Source organism: Carboxylicivirga agarovorans (assembly GCF_050589845.1).
GTDB lineage: Bacteria > Bacteroidota > Bacteroidia > Bacteroidales > Marinilabiliaceae > Carboxylicivirga > Carboxylicivirga agarovorans.
On sequence record NZ_JBNGPA010000002.1, the window covers coordinates 426,644 to 441,936 of the forward strand.

Sequence of the window (15,293 nt, forward strand, 5' to 3'; positions counted from 1 at the left end):
TACCTGTGTAATTAACATCCCCAGACCCGCATCACCGCTGCGGTACTTCCCCTTGCTCTCAGGAGCAAAGGGAAGACTGTTTCACATGACGCTTATATTGAAAGTCTTAATAAACGTTGATTTTATTTCCGGATATCTTCATTTTTTGCGGTAAAGCATTTTAATGCTCAAACCTAATGGTGTTGACCAGCCTTCTTTATCGGTCAGGTTAATCTGAAAATGGTAATCACCTTCATCAAATAAGCCTTCACCATTTTCCGAAGAGATCGTCATTGGCAGGTATACTTCGTATTCGTTTTGTCCTGCCGGAATTTCGTAATCTTCCAAAAATACAAAAGGATTAACCGGCTCTTTTTTCGGACCCAGTTCACACTCTTCAATATTAAAACCATGTGAATGGTGATCGAAGTTATTGTGTATATCAATGCTGTAAGCGCCAAGCTCTTCATTATCGCTGAATAATGCCCTTAAATTAAATGTTTCACCAAAATAAATGGTGTCACAATAAGAAGGGAAAGCGTTGATAAAGTCCGTATGAATAACCGGCTTCTCTTTGTCAATTTCTGTGTCGCTATCACATGAGAAGAGTACCATGATAGCAGCGAAAATGAATATGCTTTTAGTTTTCATCGGTTTAAAAATTTAAGTATCCGGCCAGTCGCGATCAGAATGGCCGGATAAAACTATTCGTTTAGTCTGTTAAAGTGGCATTACTAGTAATTCCAGCTCCGCTTCGTCACTGGCTGAGTTTCCTTCCATGTCTACAACTTTAACATCGAAATGATAGTGGCCCGCTTCTGCTTCTTCTGATATTTCAAGGTCTTTGTGGAAGTCAAGGTTCTTTAAACCTGTTATTCCATCACCTTTAAAAATGGTGTCCAATTCCCATTCTTCATGCTCAAAAAGTGATTTATGAAGATCTCCCTCCGGGTGAATGATTATCTGTACATAGTCAATTTTTCCTTCAGCCAGGATTTCAATGTCCATGTGAAGGCTTCCACCTACATAGGCTGTGTGATCATCACCGTGGTTATCACCATCTCCTAATTCATGAATGGTCACTTCTGGTTTGGCTGGTGCATCATCGTCATTGTCGCATGCCACGAACAGTAAACTGGCAGCTAGTAGTGTTGAAAATAAAAATCTTGTTTTCATTGTTTGATTTTTAAATAGTTATTTGTTTCTAATTTGATTTTAAATGTGTTGAAAAGGGAATGGATACGTTCAAAACAATATTACGTCCCTGTTCAGGTATGCTCATCAGTCTGTAATAACTGGTGTGGTTGAGATAGGCCTTGTTAAAAAGGTTTTGAACCTGCATACTCACCGAAAGCGTTTGATTCTTCAGCCTGATGTCTCCACCCAATCCTATGTTAACCAAAGTATAGCCTGGAGTTGGATCTTCGGGTGGTACAATGTCATTTTGAGCAGCTGTTAACCTGCAGTCAACCGAGAAATAGGCATTTTCGGCAAAACCTAATTTATCTTTCTGGTATTTTAAATTGATAATTGCCGATGCCGGTGGTGAGAATGGCAGTGTATACCCATCTTTTTCTCCTGATAATTGTAATGAATAAACATACTCGCCAATAACACCAAGTGTTAAGGAGTTAAACAACTGGTAATGGGCGTGTATCTCTCCACCGTATCTTAGAACACGGCTTTGCGTGTAATAAAAAACCTGGTAACCCTGGTTAAATTCGCTTGTTGGATTAAGGTAAATATAGTTGGAGAAATAATTTAAGAACGGGCTTGCTCCTATGGCAAAAAGCGGTTCAGCATATTCGACGCCTGCATCGAGTTGCCATGATACTTCAGGTGATAGATCAGCATCACCCACCTCATATCTGAAGTAGTGATAATTAATACCATTGGCAGCCAGCTCCTGCGCTGTGGGCATACGGAAGCTTTTTCCTGCATTGAATTTGAATATCCAGTTAGAGGGATTATAGTTATAGCCTACTGACCAGCTGAAGCTTGAGAAATTACGTTCTGTTTCACTGGCTCTTTCCAAATAGTGATAGGTAGTATCATTTCCTTCAACTACAGGGGATAAATACCAGTCATTGTACTGATCGATTGATATATTCCCATAATCGTAACGCACACCCGCCTGTAAAGCAGACTCCTCTGATAATGCGTATTTTAGCAAAAGAAAGCCACCAATTCCTGTACGGTTATACGCCGGAATGATAAATCCCCGGCCATCAATATCATTTTTGTGATAGTCGGTATTAAGACCTGTTGTTAACGATAACTGATCATTAAATGCATATTTAACATTCAGGTTGGCAGAGTAGTAGTCTTTTTTAAATTCGCGCTCCAACTCAGATGAGAATGGCAATGTATCCGGAAAAGTGGGAGGCATATAGCCATGACTGGTATATTGGCTCCATTCCTGCCTGAAATTACGTTGAAAACCTCCGTCAAACTGAATTTCTAATTGATCCTTTCGCCACTTGGTTTTATTGGCAATCTTAAAATGACTGACGTTATAGTAGGGTAGCAATATATCCCTTGATGATTGATCGTGCACCTCAGAATCGACATTGCGAGGCTCCAGTCCATGTGCATTGGCAAAGAAGCCTCCTTTACTATTGGTTTGGCTGGCAAGTATTCTGCTTTGGAAATTATCTTTTATGATGCCTATTGTACCATGGTAATTATGCTCATAGCCTGCCGTATTTCTCATACGTTTGTTATGCAGGTTAACCTTGTATGAATAGGAATCAGGGAAGATAACAACAGAATCGGCAGGAACACGGTAATCGCCATAACTTAATACAGTAGCCCGTACACCGGCATGCAACCAGTTTTTTCGTCCGCTTAAAGAAAGCGAGGAACCTATTAGGTCATTATTTGATTTGCCAATAAGGTCCACATTCCCCTGCAAGGTGTTTGGCGCAGGTATCTGATTGTGCTTAATATTAATAATACCACCAATGGCGTCGCTGCCATACTTCAATGATGCAGGTCCTTTTATTACCTCAATGTTTTCTGCCGCAAATTGGTCTATTTCCAGGCCATGATCGGCACCCCACTGCTGAGCCTCATGCTTGATATTGTTTTCAACAACAACAACGCGGTTAAAGCCCAGCCCCCGAATAACAGGTTTGGATTGGCCTGCACCAATATTGATGGTACTCACACCAGGCAGACGTTCCAGGGAATTCATCAGGCTGCCGCCCAGATTCATTTTCAGGTAATCATCGTTGACAACTTCAATATTCAATGATTCTTCCCGTTTACGTTGTTCGGCATAATTATCCTTTACCACCACTTCCTGCAAGCTAAGTGATGATACCTCCAGTCGTGCATTGAAAGTCTGGTGACCTTTAATGCTGATGCTATCAGACAAGGTCTTGTATCCAATAAATGATACTTCAATCTTATATCGCCCGGCAGGCAGGTCTTTTAAGTTAAACTTACCCGATGCATCCGTAATTGAACCTTTCTCAATGGGATACAGGTATACAACAGCGCCTGTTAAAGGACTATTGTTCCCGGTACTGACGGTGCCGCTTAATTGATAGCCAACCTGGCTGAGCAGATTGAATTGTATAGTACTCATGCAAACAAGTAGCATGATAAATCGAATCATTTGATACTGATTATGCTGATTAATTCTGAAAATCTTAGTTCCTCATCCTTCTCATAAGTGTTAAGTCCTGCTTATAAATTACAGGTATTCATTGTAAGCTATATTTGGCTTATAATGTGGGTGGGAGAATGATGGAAAAAATACAAACCTCCAAAGTATCCGCATTGACCCCGGTATTTATGGAGAGCTCATATAGATTGCTTATGCAATGTGCACAGGAGGGGCCCTGGGAGATTTATTGCCTATGGCAGGTAAGTAATTTTCCTGGTTGGCAATAGCATTGTAATTGCTGGCGAACATGGGAATTTGCACTTCAGCAACAGTTATATCCTGATAATCTTTTGTAGCAAAATGATAGTTGCAGATAGGGCAGTCTTCATCTGTCCTTGTCAGGCTGATACCATCGGTATTTTTGTGTTTGACAAATGTTTCGCATGTTTCATGTGAGCAACAATGATGATCAGCAGCATGTGCGCTAACCGAATGGTATAACATAACATGCAGAGGCTGAAACAATATTGGAAATACAAACAAGCACAGCAGCAAACAGGCGATATGTAATTTAAACTTTATCAATTGCTATTCTCTTTTATGCATTCACAACATGTGCCTTTGATCAGTAATACTGTTTCGTTATTGGTATAACCCTGAGGCAGGTCAAAATTCTGAACAGGTATATTATCCATGCATTTAACAGACTGACACTCCTGGCAATAAAAATGAGCGTGTTCGGCTTTGTTTGAAATGCCTTTATCCAAGGCATATTTTACCACCTTGTTGTCTATTACTATTTTATGAATAATATTGTGCTGGTGCAGCGTTTTAAATGACCGGTAAAACGTTGAACGGTCATATTCGCCCGTTAGTTGCTCTCTGATTTCGGTCTCAGATAAAGCTTTACCGGCAGTCATTATGACCTCAATAATACTTTCGCGACAATTACTTCGCTTTAAATTATGGTATTTAAGAATATCTGCCGGTTTCATAAACATAGAAACAACATAGATGCAACAATGTTGCAAATGTAAGCAAATAAAGTGAATTCAGTCAACAGGATATTCTAAAGTTCTTCTGTTGGTGTTGTTGTAATGTTCACAAAAACAGCAGTTAAGCTTAGTGTATTGGTGAGGAAAAAAAGTTGAATTAGCCATAGGGGGAATCCATTTACAGCTTGGTATTTCTATTCCGCAGGAATTAATCAGTGTACCCCGATAATTATCGGGGCGTGGTCATATAAAAACAATTCACGGTTATGCTGAAATTATTAATAATTCCGAGGTTAATGATTCCGATGTTTTAATTTAATCTTGCACTTTCGATATATTCTTTAGGTGTAAGACCTGTTTTCTTTTTGAACAGGCGAGAGAAATATTGCGGGTATTCAAAGCCTAGTTTGTATGCTGTTTCGGAAATAGACGAATTAGGAGCAAGCAGTAGGTTCTTAGCCTCTTCAATTAAATACAGATTAATTTGATCCACGGCTGTTTTTCCAGTTTCAGCTTTAATGGTGTCTCTCATGTATCTGTGACTGATACCTAACTGAGCTGCCAGCCATTCAACGGTTGGGATTCCATTTTCTTCCAGTTGATCCGATTCAAAATAATCATCCAGAATTTCTTTGAAACGAGTATAAAGTGCTTTATTGATTTCTTTACGATTAAGGAACTGACGCTTATAATATCGGTCGGCATATTTTAATAAGGCATCTAAATGCGTAAGGATAATTTCCTTACTAAACTCATCCTGATTGTTTTGGTATTCTTCTTCGATACTCCGAAAGAGAGATTTTATGGTTTGCTCTTCTTTGGGAGAAAGGTGCAGCGCTTCGTTGACGTAGTAATTGAAAAAATTGCACTTTTTAATTCGTTTCTGTATATCAAAGCCCCTTATAAAATCTTCGTGAAAAGCAATAAACCAGGATTCAGAACTGACCACAATGTCTTTAACAGTGTATGTCTGATCAGGAGCAGAAAATAACAATGTTCCCGTATCACAGTCATACTTGGTTCGTCCATAAATAATCTCACCTGATACAATATTTTTAAGGCTGATGAAATAAAACTGATTGGTATAGCTTACTTCTTCGTTTGAGGCTACACAATTCTCCATTTCATCGGCATTTAACTTTTTACTCGCAATGCTAAAAAGCGGATTTTCAGGCTTTGGTAAATGATGGTCCTGACAGAATTCTGTGATGTTCTTATACGTGATGTTAAGCATTATTTCATTTTTAAGGTTTCACCTTTATGGTAAGAAACATGTATCATTAATATGCTTTTATTTTGATGCCGATATTAATTGTTCTTGATAGGCTGAAATCCTCGCATGGGCTGTGCCATCTATCAGTAAAATTACTATCAGCATAGCGATGGTTGTTATACTTATCGCCCGCCAGGTTGGGGTATCAATGAAAATAATTAATAAGGCAGCCGCAATTATTAAAAGCGGGATGATCTTGAAGACGATGGTCTTGTATTCGTTTAATGTATTATCAACACGTACAATCTCTGATTGTATAAAGGCTGAGGCATCCTGATGATAGTCCTTCTCAAAGCTTGAGATTCTTGATTTATTAGTGAAAAATAAGCCAAAGCCTATGGTCATCAGTAAAACACCCGAAACCAGGGTTGGAATTATATATGCCTTTGCCAGGTCCGTTTTTCCCATTTGCCAAAAACCAATACCTGCCATAACAAATAAAACCCCTGCTATGATGAAAAACGTTGTTGAAAAGACTTCTGCTTTTGCCCAATCTATTGCTGTTTTTAATATGTCCATTTCTTAGTTTCTAAGTCATGCTGAATCTAAAATACCCACTTAAATTTAGTTTCTTTCTCCGACAGATTCCATAATTTCTTTGCTACCTCTTTATCCAAAGCATGCGGTGCTAATTCACATTCACCCACAGGGCCCTTAAAATAAGACCAACCGGTAGGACCATAAAAACCTTTCTGGTCCAGGTTTGCTTCAATTGCACACATTACTTCAGGGTAGGATCCTTTCTCAGCTGATTGAACCATTGGAGATAATTTCATCAGTTGCCATATAAAGCGTGTCATTAAACTACCGCTTGTTTTTATCAAAGATGTCGAGGAAGCACCCGGATGGCAGGCATAAATTTTCACATCATTCTTACCGGCTCTTTTCAGTCGGTCTTGTAACTCGTATACACTCATGATTTGCGCCAATTTACTTTGACTATATACACCATTAGGGCTGTAGTTCTTATCCCAGTTCATATCATCGAACTGTATGGTTTTAATACCCATTTTATAACCTTCACTGCCGACAACCACAATACGGCCTTTTGATTTTTCAATTAACGGAAAGAGTATTCCTTGTAACAGGAAATGACCATAGTGATTCACACCAAGCTGGCTTTCAAAACCATCAACGGTTAATTGCTGCCTGGGTACCTGGGCTATGGCACCGTTACAAATTAGCGCATCGATACGAGGTATTTTAACAAGTACTTCTTCTGCCGCTTTTCTTACTGAAGACTGATCTGCCAGATCCATATGGATAAATGACACATCTATATTGTTACCCAGCTCTTTTTTTAACACAGTAATCGCATCAGTCGTTTTTTTAGGATTACGGTTTAGCATCACTATTTTTGCTTCTTTGGATAGAAGTATTTTCGATGCTTCAAATCCGGTTCCACTGTTTGCACCGGTAATTAAGTAAGTTTTCCCTTTCAGAGTTTTAATACGATCAGGTGTCCATCCTTTGGGCCCAAATAACTTTTTAGTTGCCATGGTTTTATCCTTTTAGTTTTAGTAAAATATCATGGAACAAATTTCGTACATGACAAGTATTTGCTACTAAAACATTTTGGTAGAGAATGTATACATTTTGGCAGAAGCTGATTTTCGGCTAATAAAAAAGTGTAAAGTAGACTATAATTATTTACTGAACTGAGGTGGAAATATAATAACGGACTTAGGTTACATGATTGATCATCTATTTATTGTCGGCTGACAAAATTGGTAATTGTGACGTTTGTAATGTGCTGAATAGTAGTATTTATATACTTTGCGGGCTTTGCGTTATTCTTAGCAAGCTTTGCAAGAAACGTTTATATTGAATACCCCCATTGAAAACAAATCAATAAGGTGGAAAGTGGCAACACCGTGTCAATGGCTCAACCGAAGTAGTAGGTGCAATTCAAATTGAGCAGTTCTCAGGTTTCTGTTCGTCCAAATTAATTCCATTTTAGTCAATAATATTTTCATCTTAATCACCAGTGGATTGAATCTTTATAATAAATGAGTGAATTTGCGGGCTCAAATGAAGTTTATAATTAACCGAAAAACTCAAAACATGAAAAGCAAATTCACAATCCGATTTATAAAACAAGGATTGGAAAAACCGAACCTTAACTCTTTTAGTAAATACCTGTTCGCATTCGTGATAATGATGGGATTAGCAGTTCTGCCATCGTGTGACAAAGATGAGGTGGAAGAAGCCGGGAATATTCCGGGAATGGGAAATGCAGGTGGAGAACTGCAGGTTGTCGAACCTTTTGTTGAGCCTGATGGCTTCGTGATCGAAGAGGTAAGAGGTGTTGGAGAGCCTGCAACGGCAGCTGCTCAATTGGCAGGTAGTAAGGGCGATCTAAAGTCTGTTGCCGCTGTTACAACAACACGCTGGGGCAATTACAACAGCTATGGTTGCGGTGGACGTAATATTAAAATTAAGCTGGCAATTCGAAATAAAAGGTCATATGGCCGTTGCTTATGGTTGCCAAGGGGGTGTGTTTTTGAAGTGTCAGATCCATCTTATCAGCATGGTATATTAGCCTGCTGGACACCAATTTGGGTAAATGCTAACTCCATTCGTCATATCATTTTAGAAGTATTTTGTATTAACCAGGGTAAATCAGGTTCAAATACGAATGTGACATATAGAATTAAAGGGGTAACCAAATCCTTACTAATGAAAAAGTTTCTGATGCGTTGCAACTGGCGCAAGATCAATAAGGAATTTTACTATGGAAGTTCGCGCGATGGCATGTCATCCTTAAAGTCTATGAATTCGGAAGACCTTGAAAAATATGCTGAGCTTACTGATGTGTTGCAGGATGCTATTTGGACTTTAACAAATGGGGACGGATCACTGAGCGAGGAGCAAATTGATTATATAGAGTCTTTACCAATGATGCCTGCCGATGCTTATCCTGAGGGATTGGGTGAGGAAGGTTATACGCCTCCTGAAGATTGGAGCGAATATGGTGTGGATGTTGTCAATGAATAAAGAATAAATATCCAGATATGAAAAGCCTCATACAATGTTTGTGTGGGGCTTTTTTAATGAATACAATGGATCTGATGCCTGTAAATGACAGCTTAATAGTTGCTGTTTCAGTCGAACATGGATATTTTTACAGGTATATTTATCGATCTAAGACTTATTGTTTGGAAAGAATAGGGAACTGTGGCTGTTACGGTGACCATTTATTTATTGAATAAAAACGGAAGTGTATGTTGAATTGCCTTAATTATAAATACCTGTTGTGTGTTGCTTTGATCTTTGTAAGCTGCAAAGGCAAGGGGGACAAACAAATGATCGAGGATACTTTAAACGAATCCATAAAGCCGCTGAGCAGTGTCAAATTAGAATCAAAGCTGAATGAAAATTCTGGTGCTATTTTTTGGAATGATACCTTATGGCTTCAGAATGATAGTTCCGAGCCTGTTTTATATGGGGTTGATCCAACAACAGGAAAAATAGTCAAGGAACATAAAATCCCCGGTTTAAAAATGCTGGACTGGGAGTCTCTTGCCCAGGATGAACATTACATTTATATAGGCGATTTTGGTAATAATTCCAATTACAGAAAAAACCTGAGAATATTTAGAATAGCTAAGGATGCTTTATTGGCCGGTCAGGCAGAGCTTGATACCATTCGTTTCTTCTATGAAGACCAGGTGGATTATACCTATAATGAAACATTTGATACGGATTATGACTGCGAATCAATGATCATTATTGAGGATAGTATTTACCTGTTTACCAAGCAATGGATCAGTAAGGGAACCACAGTTTATACCATACCTAAGGCTCCCGGGGATCATCGTGCCGAAAAAGTAGATGCGTATAATATTGACCTGCTGATTACAGAGGCTTATAAGTTTTCAGGTGAAAACACCATTATTTTAACAGGGTATAACGAATTGCTGAATCCCACTTTTGTGCTTTTGGAAGGATATAGCGCTGATCAATTTTTTTCTGGTGAAGTGATAAAGATACAACTGGGAATGTGGACAAGTCAAATAGAAGCCATATGCCTGAAGGAGGGGTACCGGTGCTACGTGAGTAGTGAAGGTTTCTGGGGAATGTCGCCCCAACTGCATGTGTTTGATTTTAAAAACTATATTGAAGCTGCCAGGCTATTGCAGGCTGGTGAAGACGGGAATTGATTTTTTCTATCACCCCAGATTACACGCCCCGATAACCATCGGGGTAAACGGATTAATTCCTGCGGCATTGTTTTAATATGACCACGGATTACACGAATTACACGGATTGATTCCTGTGGAATAAGATTACCAAGCTGTAAATAGCAGGCTGTAGGTCTGCCATATCATAGCCCGGGGCAAAGCTCAGCGACGCCCCGGGTTACCCAACGCCCATCAACCCGGTGCAACAGCAGTTGTTCATCAAGGCATTTGTGTTCCATGCACCGGCATAGCCAATGCCCGATTGTGTATAAATTATATGTGATAAGTCGTATTGATGAATTAAAAAACTGATTTTTAAAACCACGGTTTCTTCCTTTTGACCACGGATTACACGGATTACACGGATTATCTAATCGCGTAGCGATTAGTTGTAACCATAATCAAATGGTGCAGTCAATAATTCGTTTACCCCGAAAGCCATAAGGGCGTGGTCATAAAAATCAATTCCGCAGGAATTCAATTCGTGTAATTCGTGTAATTCGTGGTTCATTCTTTTTTTTTAAAATCATTGATTTGTGTTGTGCTCTACTTCTTTTGAAACCACGGTTTCTTTTTTTTGACCATGCACCGGCATAGCAAATTATGGGTTTAGGCATAAATTTTACACAAACGATAGAGAAAGAACTTCACATCTGTCACGCCTCTAAACTGCCTTATAAAGTTTTTGATTTTATCGTTGTGTGATACTGCAGCAGTATTGGTACTTCTACCATTGAAGCAGTTGATTATTGTGTCATGATGTGCTACAAAAGTTCTACGCGCTTTAGCAAAAGAAAAGTCAAGGCTTATACTAAAATTATTTTGAATGTGAATAATGGGAGTTGTAGACCAATAAAGGAATTGAGCCTTTGGAAATAAGATATATTCTATGCACACCAACCCTATGGAGGTGTTTAGATCAGTACTTTAGGGGTGTTTAGATCAGTACTTTTTCACCCGTAAAAAGAGTAGTTACACTACTAACTTTAGCATTTCCAAACACGTTTTACCAGATAAGTAAATATTGATTTCAATTACTAAAAATACTTATAATAAGATGGAAACTAATAGTACTTCGTTCTTAACCTTTATGCTCAACGGTGAGATTTTTGCCGTAGGTGTTCAAAAAGTGCTTGAGATCATTGAAGCGGATACTGATCACACAGTAACCAACTTACCTAAGGCGCCTGAAACCATTGAAGGCGTCGTAAACTTCAGAGGGAATGTGATTCCTATTGTTAATTCCCGATTAAAATTCGACATGGCTACTTATGGAGCTGATGATAAGTTTGTCATTATGGTTTTAAAATTAGTGCTGAACAATACTGAACAGATCGTTGGTGCCATGGCTGATAAGGTTGTGGATGTGATCGAAATTGATGAAAAAGATGTTCAGCCTGTGCCAGAGGTAGGTAAAGGTCTTAATTCTGACTTCATCACCGGTGTGTTGCACCGTAATAATCAATTTATCACCCTTCTGGACTTTGAAAAGGCCATCAGCAGCGATGAAATCATTCAGTTGAAGATGGATGAAGAAGCGGTAGTGGCTGATGAGACAACAAGTTCTGAAAAGTAACTAAACGACTGTGATGACAAAGAAGAACAATCAAACTATCAGTGCTTTCTTTAAAGCTGTCTGACGGGATTTGCGATTATGGCCAACGTTGCTATGGCCTATGCTCAGGTGCCTGCTAATACCCCTAAAGGAGCGTTTTATGGTGACGTATTCTTAAATGCCAACCATAATTTTGAGGCGGCCTATAGCTCGTTTCGCTTAAACCGTCTTCATTTTGCCTATAAATACCATTACAATCAGCATTTGTATTTTAATGGTATGGTGGAGTCGGCCCGCGAAAACTATGAACCAACAGGCGATTACAATAACATTACCAACCTTTTTGAATTCTGTTTTGGCTTCAGTTATGAGAAAATAGAAGGTAAAGCTGGTTTAATTGGCACAAAGCTGAACCAGCAACAAGAAGCTCTTTGGAAACACCGTTACATCGATAAGATCTTTGCCGACAAATATGGTTTTGCCCCTACAAACGATTTCGGAGTGGTGCTTAAATACAAGCCTTCTGAAGTGATTAGTCTGGATATGGCCATCACCAATGGAGAGGGGCATAAAAACGCACAGGTCGATAGTGTATTCAGATACGCAGCCGGAGCCACTTTCAATGCCAAATCAGGTCTGATAGCCAGAGTATACGCTGACTTCCTGAACCAGGGAGACGCCACACAAACCAACTTCATTAGTATACTGGGTTATCAGTCTGAGGCCTTTACTGCCGGTATTGAGTATAACCTGCAGATGAACAGCGCCAACCAATCGGGTATTGATTTGGGTGGTTTCTCTGCTTATGCCTCTTATGATTTCAATGAGCGTTACCAGCTTTTTGGACGTTACGATACGATCAGCCTGAAATATTCCGAAGGGGAACAACCCGATGATGATGGTACTTTGGCCATTATAGGCGGACAGTACAAAATAACGAGTCAGATAACCACTTCATTAAACTACAGGATGCAAGAGCTTATTGGAGAAACCAATAAATCTTATTTGTATCTCAACTTAGCATTAGAATTTTAAACAATATAACTAATCAAAAATGAAATTAAAATTAAGAAATCAACTCATATTACCCAGTGCCATTGGATTGGCATTGATGGTCATTATCTCAAGCGTTGTTTTTAGCAACGTTAATACCCTTCTTACTAATTCGGGTTGGGTTGAGCATACTTATAAGGTGATTGCCAGTGCCGACGAAATTATGGCGTATATGGTAGACCAGGAAACCGGAATGCGTGGTTTCGCTGTGTCGGGTGATGAAGAATTCCTTGATCCATACAAATCAGGAGGTGTTAGTTTCTCAACAGCCATTAAAGAATTACAGGAAACGGTTAATGATAATCCTTCCCAGGTTCAACGCCTTAGACAACTCGAACAATTGGCAGCCAACTGGCGTAATGATGTGGCAGAGAGGTATATTGAGTTGCGTCGTACCATTAAAGATGGTGAGGATGAGCGCCAGCGTATGTTCGAATTGATTGAATCAGGTGTTGGTAAACGTAACATGGATAATCTTCGCGCATTGGTGGCGCGCTCATCCATGAGTGTGAATGCAAAGGATAAGATTATCCTTGACATGGTGAATATGGAAACCGGATTACGCGGGTTCTTATTAAATAGTAAAGATGAATACCTGGAGCCCTATAACGAAGGCAAATCTTCTATTGAGAACAACTTTATATCCTACAGTGTACCGGCTTCTGTTAGAAATGCAGCCAGAAACTGGATAAATGACTACGCGGAGAAGGCCATTGCCATAAATCGCGAAGCAATGAAAACAGCAGAAATGTCGCAGTTGTATTCTGAATTTGCCAGGAAAGAAGGTAAAAAGTACATGGATGAGATTCGTAGACTCATTAAGGTCTTCTCTTCTGAAGAGCAGTCATTGCTTGTTGTTCGTCGCGAAGCTTCAGAAAGCACAGCCTCTACAACTAAAAATACGTTGATTTTCATTACTCTCGCAGCTATCATCATCTCTGTACTGATTGTATTCTATGTATCCGGTAAAGTATTAAAAGAGATTGGTGGAGAGCCGGACGAAGTAGCACGTATTACTGAGCAGGTATCGAATGGTGATTTGTCCTTTGATTATAACCTGGATGCCGCGAGTTCAGGAATCTATAAGGCTATTATTAATATGTCCAATAAGCTAAAAGACATTATTGGTAGTGTGGTAGAGGCATCGGAACAAATGGCAGCTGCTTCTAACACTCTCCGTGAGAATTCGGTATCAATCTCAAGCGGTGTAAGTGAGCAGGCAGCCTCAGCAGAAGAAGTCAGCTCTTCGATGGAAGAAATGGCGGCTAACATTCAACAAAACACGGAGAATGCCACAAAGACCAGCCAGATGTCGAATAAGGCCTCTACGTCTATAGAAGAAGTGGCCGTCGCATCAGAAGATAGTATGGCAGCTGTGAGAGACATTTATTCAAAGATTAACATCGTAGTAGAAATCGCAGAGAAAACAGATCTGCTTGCGATTAATGCAGCGGTAGAAGCTGCCCGTGCAGGTGATGAAGGACGTGGATTTGCAGTTGTTGCAGCCGAAGTTCGTAAGTTAGCAGAGCGCAGTCAGAATGCTGCGAGCGAGATTGTTGCCTTAGCAGAGAACGGTTTAAAATTAACGGAGGAATCAACCAGTAAACTGAAGGCGATTGTACCGGATATCAAGCAAACATCTCAGTTAGTTAATGAAATTGCTTCAGCCAGTATGGAGCAGGAAACAGGGGCTAACCAGGTGAACGCTGCTATTCAGGAATTAAACAATGTGACACAGCAAAACGCTTCTTCTTCAGAAGAAATGTCGAGCAGTTCAGAAGAACTGGCTTCACTGGCTAATGACTTGAAAGATGTTACAGGCTACTTTAAAATTGAAAAGCATGGACAATTAAAACGTTCACAGTTTACGAGCTCAAATACTATTAAAAAGCATACAATTATTAAACCAAGTAATGGTAATGGCCATTCAAATGGTTCTTTTATTGATTTAGGTAATGTTTCAGAGTCATTAGAAGGCTACGAGAATATCTAAAATAGCACTTCCGATTTCATAGTTTAAATGCTCAATAGTATCATACTATTGGGCATTTTTTATCCTTCAGGGTATGGATATGGGGAGCTTTTGAATCATACACGCGCACTCATTGTTATTAAGTTAAGACTGAATTGAAAATCGACGAAGTCAAAGCCTTTAACATCAAAGCTAGGTGAACACCCCAAGGAAATTAAACGAAAGGCATTCAGGCTGTAAATTGCAGGCTGTAGGTCTGCCATATCATAGCCCGGGGCAAAGCTCAGCGACGCCCCGGGTTACCCAATGTCCATCAATCCGGTGCAACATCAATTGTTCATCAAGGCATTTCAGTTCCATGCACCGGCATAGCCAATGCCCGATTGTGTATAAATTATATGTGATAAGTCGTATTGATGAACTAAAAAACTGATTTTTAAAACCACTGTTTCTTCCTTTTGACCACGGATTACACGGATTACACGGATTATCTAATCGCGTAGCGATTAGTTGTAACCATAATCAAATGGTGCAGTCAATAATTCGTTTACCCCGAAAGACATAAGGGCGTGGTCATAAAAATCAATTCCGCAGGAATTCAATTCGTGTAATCCGTGGTTCATTCTTTTTTATTTATTTAAATCATTGATTTGTGTTGTACTCTACTTC

General features: G+C 39.4%; 15 protein-coding genes. 5 read left to right on the top strand and 10 right to left on the bottom strand.

Translation table 11 applies throughout. From position 1 onward, the window contains the following. Positions 1-138: 138 nt before the first annotated feature. The 8 genes from ACRD69_RS03885 to ACRD69_RS03920 all read right to left on the bottom strand — a co-directional run bounded on the left by ACRD69_RS03885 (position 139) and on the right by ACRD69_RS03920 (position 7,359). Positions 139-630, bottom strand: coding sequence for a DUF4625 domain-containing protein (locus ACRD69_RS03885; protein ID WP_430813752.1), 492 nt, complete (start codon positions 628-630; stop codon positions 139-141). Positions 631-699: 69 nt separating this feature from the next. Beyond that, positions 700-1,155 (bottom strand): DUF4625 domain-containing protein, encoded by a 456-nt coding sequence (locus tag ACRD69_RS03890; RefSeq protein ID WP_430813753.1) that lies wholly within the window; start codon positions 1,153-1,155, stop codon positions 700-702. 28 nt (positions 1,156-1,183) lie between these two features. Further along, on the bottom strand, positions 1,184-3,601 hold the full coding sequence (locus tag ACRD69_RS03895) for a TonB-dependent receptor (protein WP_430813754.1): 2,418 nt from the start codon (positions 3,599-3,601) through the stop codon (positions 1,184-1,186). 201 nt (positions 3,602-3,802) lie between these two features. After that, complete coding sequence (locus ACRD69_RS03900) at positions 3,803-4,096, bottom strand: hypothetical protein (RefSeq protein ID WP_430813755.1); 294 nt, start codon at positions 4,094-4,096, stop codon at positions 3,803-3,805. 77 nt (positions 4,097-4,173) lie between these two features. Further along, positions 4,174-4,593, bottom strand: a complete 420-nt coding sequence (locus ACRD69_RS03905; protein WP_430813756.1) for a Fur family transcriptional regulator — start codon at positions 4,591-4,593, stop codon at positions 4,174-4,176. 304 nt (positions 4,594-4,897) lie between these two features. Further along, positions 4,898-5,821, bottom strand: a complete 924-nt coding sequence (locus ACRD69_RS03910) for a helix-turn-helix domain-containing protein (RefSeq protein ID WP_430813757.1) — start codon at positions 5,819-5,821, stop codon at positions 4,898-4,900. Between the two features lie 57 nt (positions 5,822-5,878). Further along, the gene (locus tag ACRD69_RS03915; RefSeq protein ID WP_430813758.1) at positions 5,879-6,379 is read right to left on the bottom strand and encodes a hypothetical protein; all 501 of its coding nucleotides are present in this window, start codon (positions 6,377-6,379) and stop codon (positions 5,879-5,881) included. A 26-nt stretch (positions 6,380-6,405) separates the two neighbouring features. Further along, the gene (locus ACRD69_RS03920) at positions 6,406-7,359 is read right to left on the bottom strand and encodes an SDR family oxidoreductase (RefSeq protein WP_430813759.1); all 954 of its coding nucleotides are present in this window, start codon (positions 7,357-7,359) and stop codon (positions 6,406-6,408) included. Between the two features lie 565 nt (positions 7,360-7,924). On the opposite strand from ACRD69_RS03920, the gene ACRD69_RS03925 reads away from it, so the two are divergent. Continuing rightward, entirely contained in the window at positions 7,925-8,857 is a 933-nt protein-coding gene (locus tag ACRD69_RS03925; RefSeq protein ID WP_430813760.1) for a hypothetical protein, read from the top strand. 227 nt (positions 8,858-9,084) lie between these two features. After that, the gene (locus ACRD69_RS03930) at positions 9,085-10,023 is read left to right on the top strand and encodes a hypothetical protein (RefSeq protein ID WP_430813761.1); all 939 of its coding nucleotides are present in this window, start codon (positions 9,085-9,087) and stop codon (positions 10,021-10,023) included. Positions 10,024-10,429: 406 nt separating this feature from the next. Here the strand turns inward: ACRD69_RS03930 and ACRD69_RS03935 are convergent, their stop codons facing one another. Further along, positions 10,430-10,555 (bottom strand): hypothetical protein, encoded by a 126-nt coding sequence (locus ACRD69_RS03935; protein ID WP_430813762.1) that lies wholly within the window; start codon positions 10,553-10,555, stop codon positions 10,430-10,432. Between the two features lie 98 nt (positions 10,556-10,653). Continuing rightward, positions 10,654-10,941 (bottom strand): transposase, encoded by a 288-nt coding sequence (locus tag ACRD69_RS03940; protein ID WP_430813763.1) that lies wholly within the window; start codon positions 10,939-10,941, stop codon positions 10,654-10,656. A gap of 160 nt (positions 10,942-11,101) precedes the next feature. On the opposite strand from ACRD69_RS03940, the gene ACRD69_RS03945 reads away from it, so the two are divergent. The 3 genes from ACRD69_RS03945 (at position 11,102) to ACRD69_RS03955 (ending at position 14,645) form a co-directional block, all read left to right on the top strand. Continuing rightward, positions 11,102-11,620, top strand: a complete 519-nt coding sequence (locus tag ACRD69_RS03945; protein WP_430813764.1) for a chemotaxis protein CheW — start codon at positions 11,102-11,104, stop codon at positions 11,618-11,620. Positions 11,621-11,698: 78 nt separating this feature from the next. Next, on the top strand, positions 11,699-12,634 hold the full coding sequence (locus ACRD69_RS03950) for a hypothetical protein (protein WP_430813765.1): 936 nt from the start codon (positions 11,699-11,701) through the stop codon (positions 12,632-12,634). Between the two features lie 19 nt (positions 12,635-12,653). After that, positions 12,654-14,645 (top strand): CHASE3 domain-containing protein, encoded by a 1,992-nt coding sequence (locus ACRD69_RS03955; RefSeq protein WP_430813766.1) that lies wholly within the window; start codon positions 12,654-12,656, stop codon positions 14,643-14,645. Positions 14,646-15,293: the final 648 nt, after the last annotated feature.

Bases quoted from the DNA above. Each gene is read 5' to 3' on its own strand.
- ACRD69_RS03885 (WP_430813752.1), bottom strand. From the start codon at position 630: ATGAAAACTAAAAGCATATTCATTTTCGCTGCTATCATGGTACTCTTC.
- ACRD69_RS03890 (WP_430813753.1), bottom strand. From the start codon at position 1,155: ATGAAAACAAGATTTTTATTTTCAACACTACTAGCTGCCAGTTTACTG.
- ACRD69_RS03895 (WP_430813754.1), bottom strand. From the start codon at position 3,601: ATGATTCGATTTATCATGCTACTTGTTTGCATGAGTACTATACAATTC.
- ACRD69_RS03900 (WP_430813755.1), bottom strand. From the start codon at position 4,096: ATGTTATACCATTCGGTTAGCGCACATGCTGCTGATCATCATTGTTGC.
- ACRD69_RS03905 (WP_430813756.1), bottom strand. From the start codon at position 4,593: ATGTTTATGAAACCGGCAGATATTCTTAAATACCATAATTTAAAGCGA.
- ACRD69_RS03910 (WP_430813757.1), bottom strand. From the start codon at position 5,821: ATGCTTAACATCACGTATAAGAACATCACAGAATTCTGTCAGGACCAT.
- ACRD69_RS03915 (WP_430813758.1), bottom strand. From the start codon at position 6,379: ATGGACATATTAAAAACAGCAATAGATTGGGCAAAAGCAGAAGTCTTT.
- ACRD69_RS03920 (WP_430813759.1), bottom strand. From the start codon at position 7,359: ATGGCAACTAAAAAGTTATTTGGGCCCAAAGGATGGACACCTGATCGT.
- ACRD69_RS03925 (WP_430813760.1), top strand. From the start codon at position 7,925: ATGAAAAGCAAATTCACAATCCGATTTATAAAACAAGGATTGGAAAAA.
- ACRD69_RS03930 (WP_430813761.1), top strand. From the start codon at position 9,085: ATGTTGAATTGCCTTAATTATAAATACCTGTTGTGTGTTGCTTTGATC.
- ACRD69_RS03935 (WP_430813762.1), bottom strand. From the start codon at position 10,555: ATGAACCACGAATTACACGAATTACACGAATTGAATTCCTGCGGAATT.
- ACRD69_RS03945 (WP_430813764.1), top strand. From the start codon at position 11,102: ATGGAAACTAATAGTACTTCGTTCTTAACCTTTATGCTCAACGGTGAG.
- ACRD69_RS03950 (WP_430813765.1), top strand. From the start codon at position 11,699: ATGGCCAACGTTGCTATGGCCTATGCTCAGGTGCCTGCTAATACCCCT.
- ACRD69_RS03955 (WP_430813766.1), top strand. From the start codon at position 12,654: ATGAAATTAAAATTAAGAAATCAACTCATATTACCCAGTGCCATTGGA.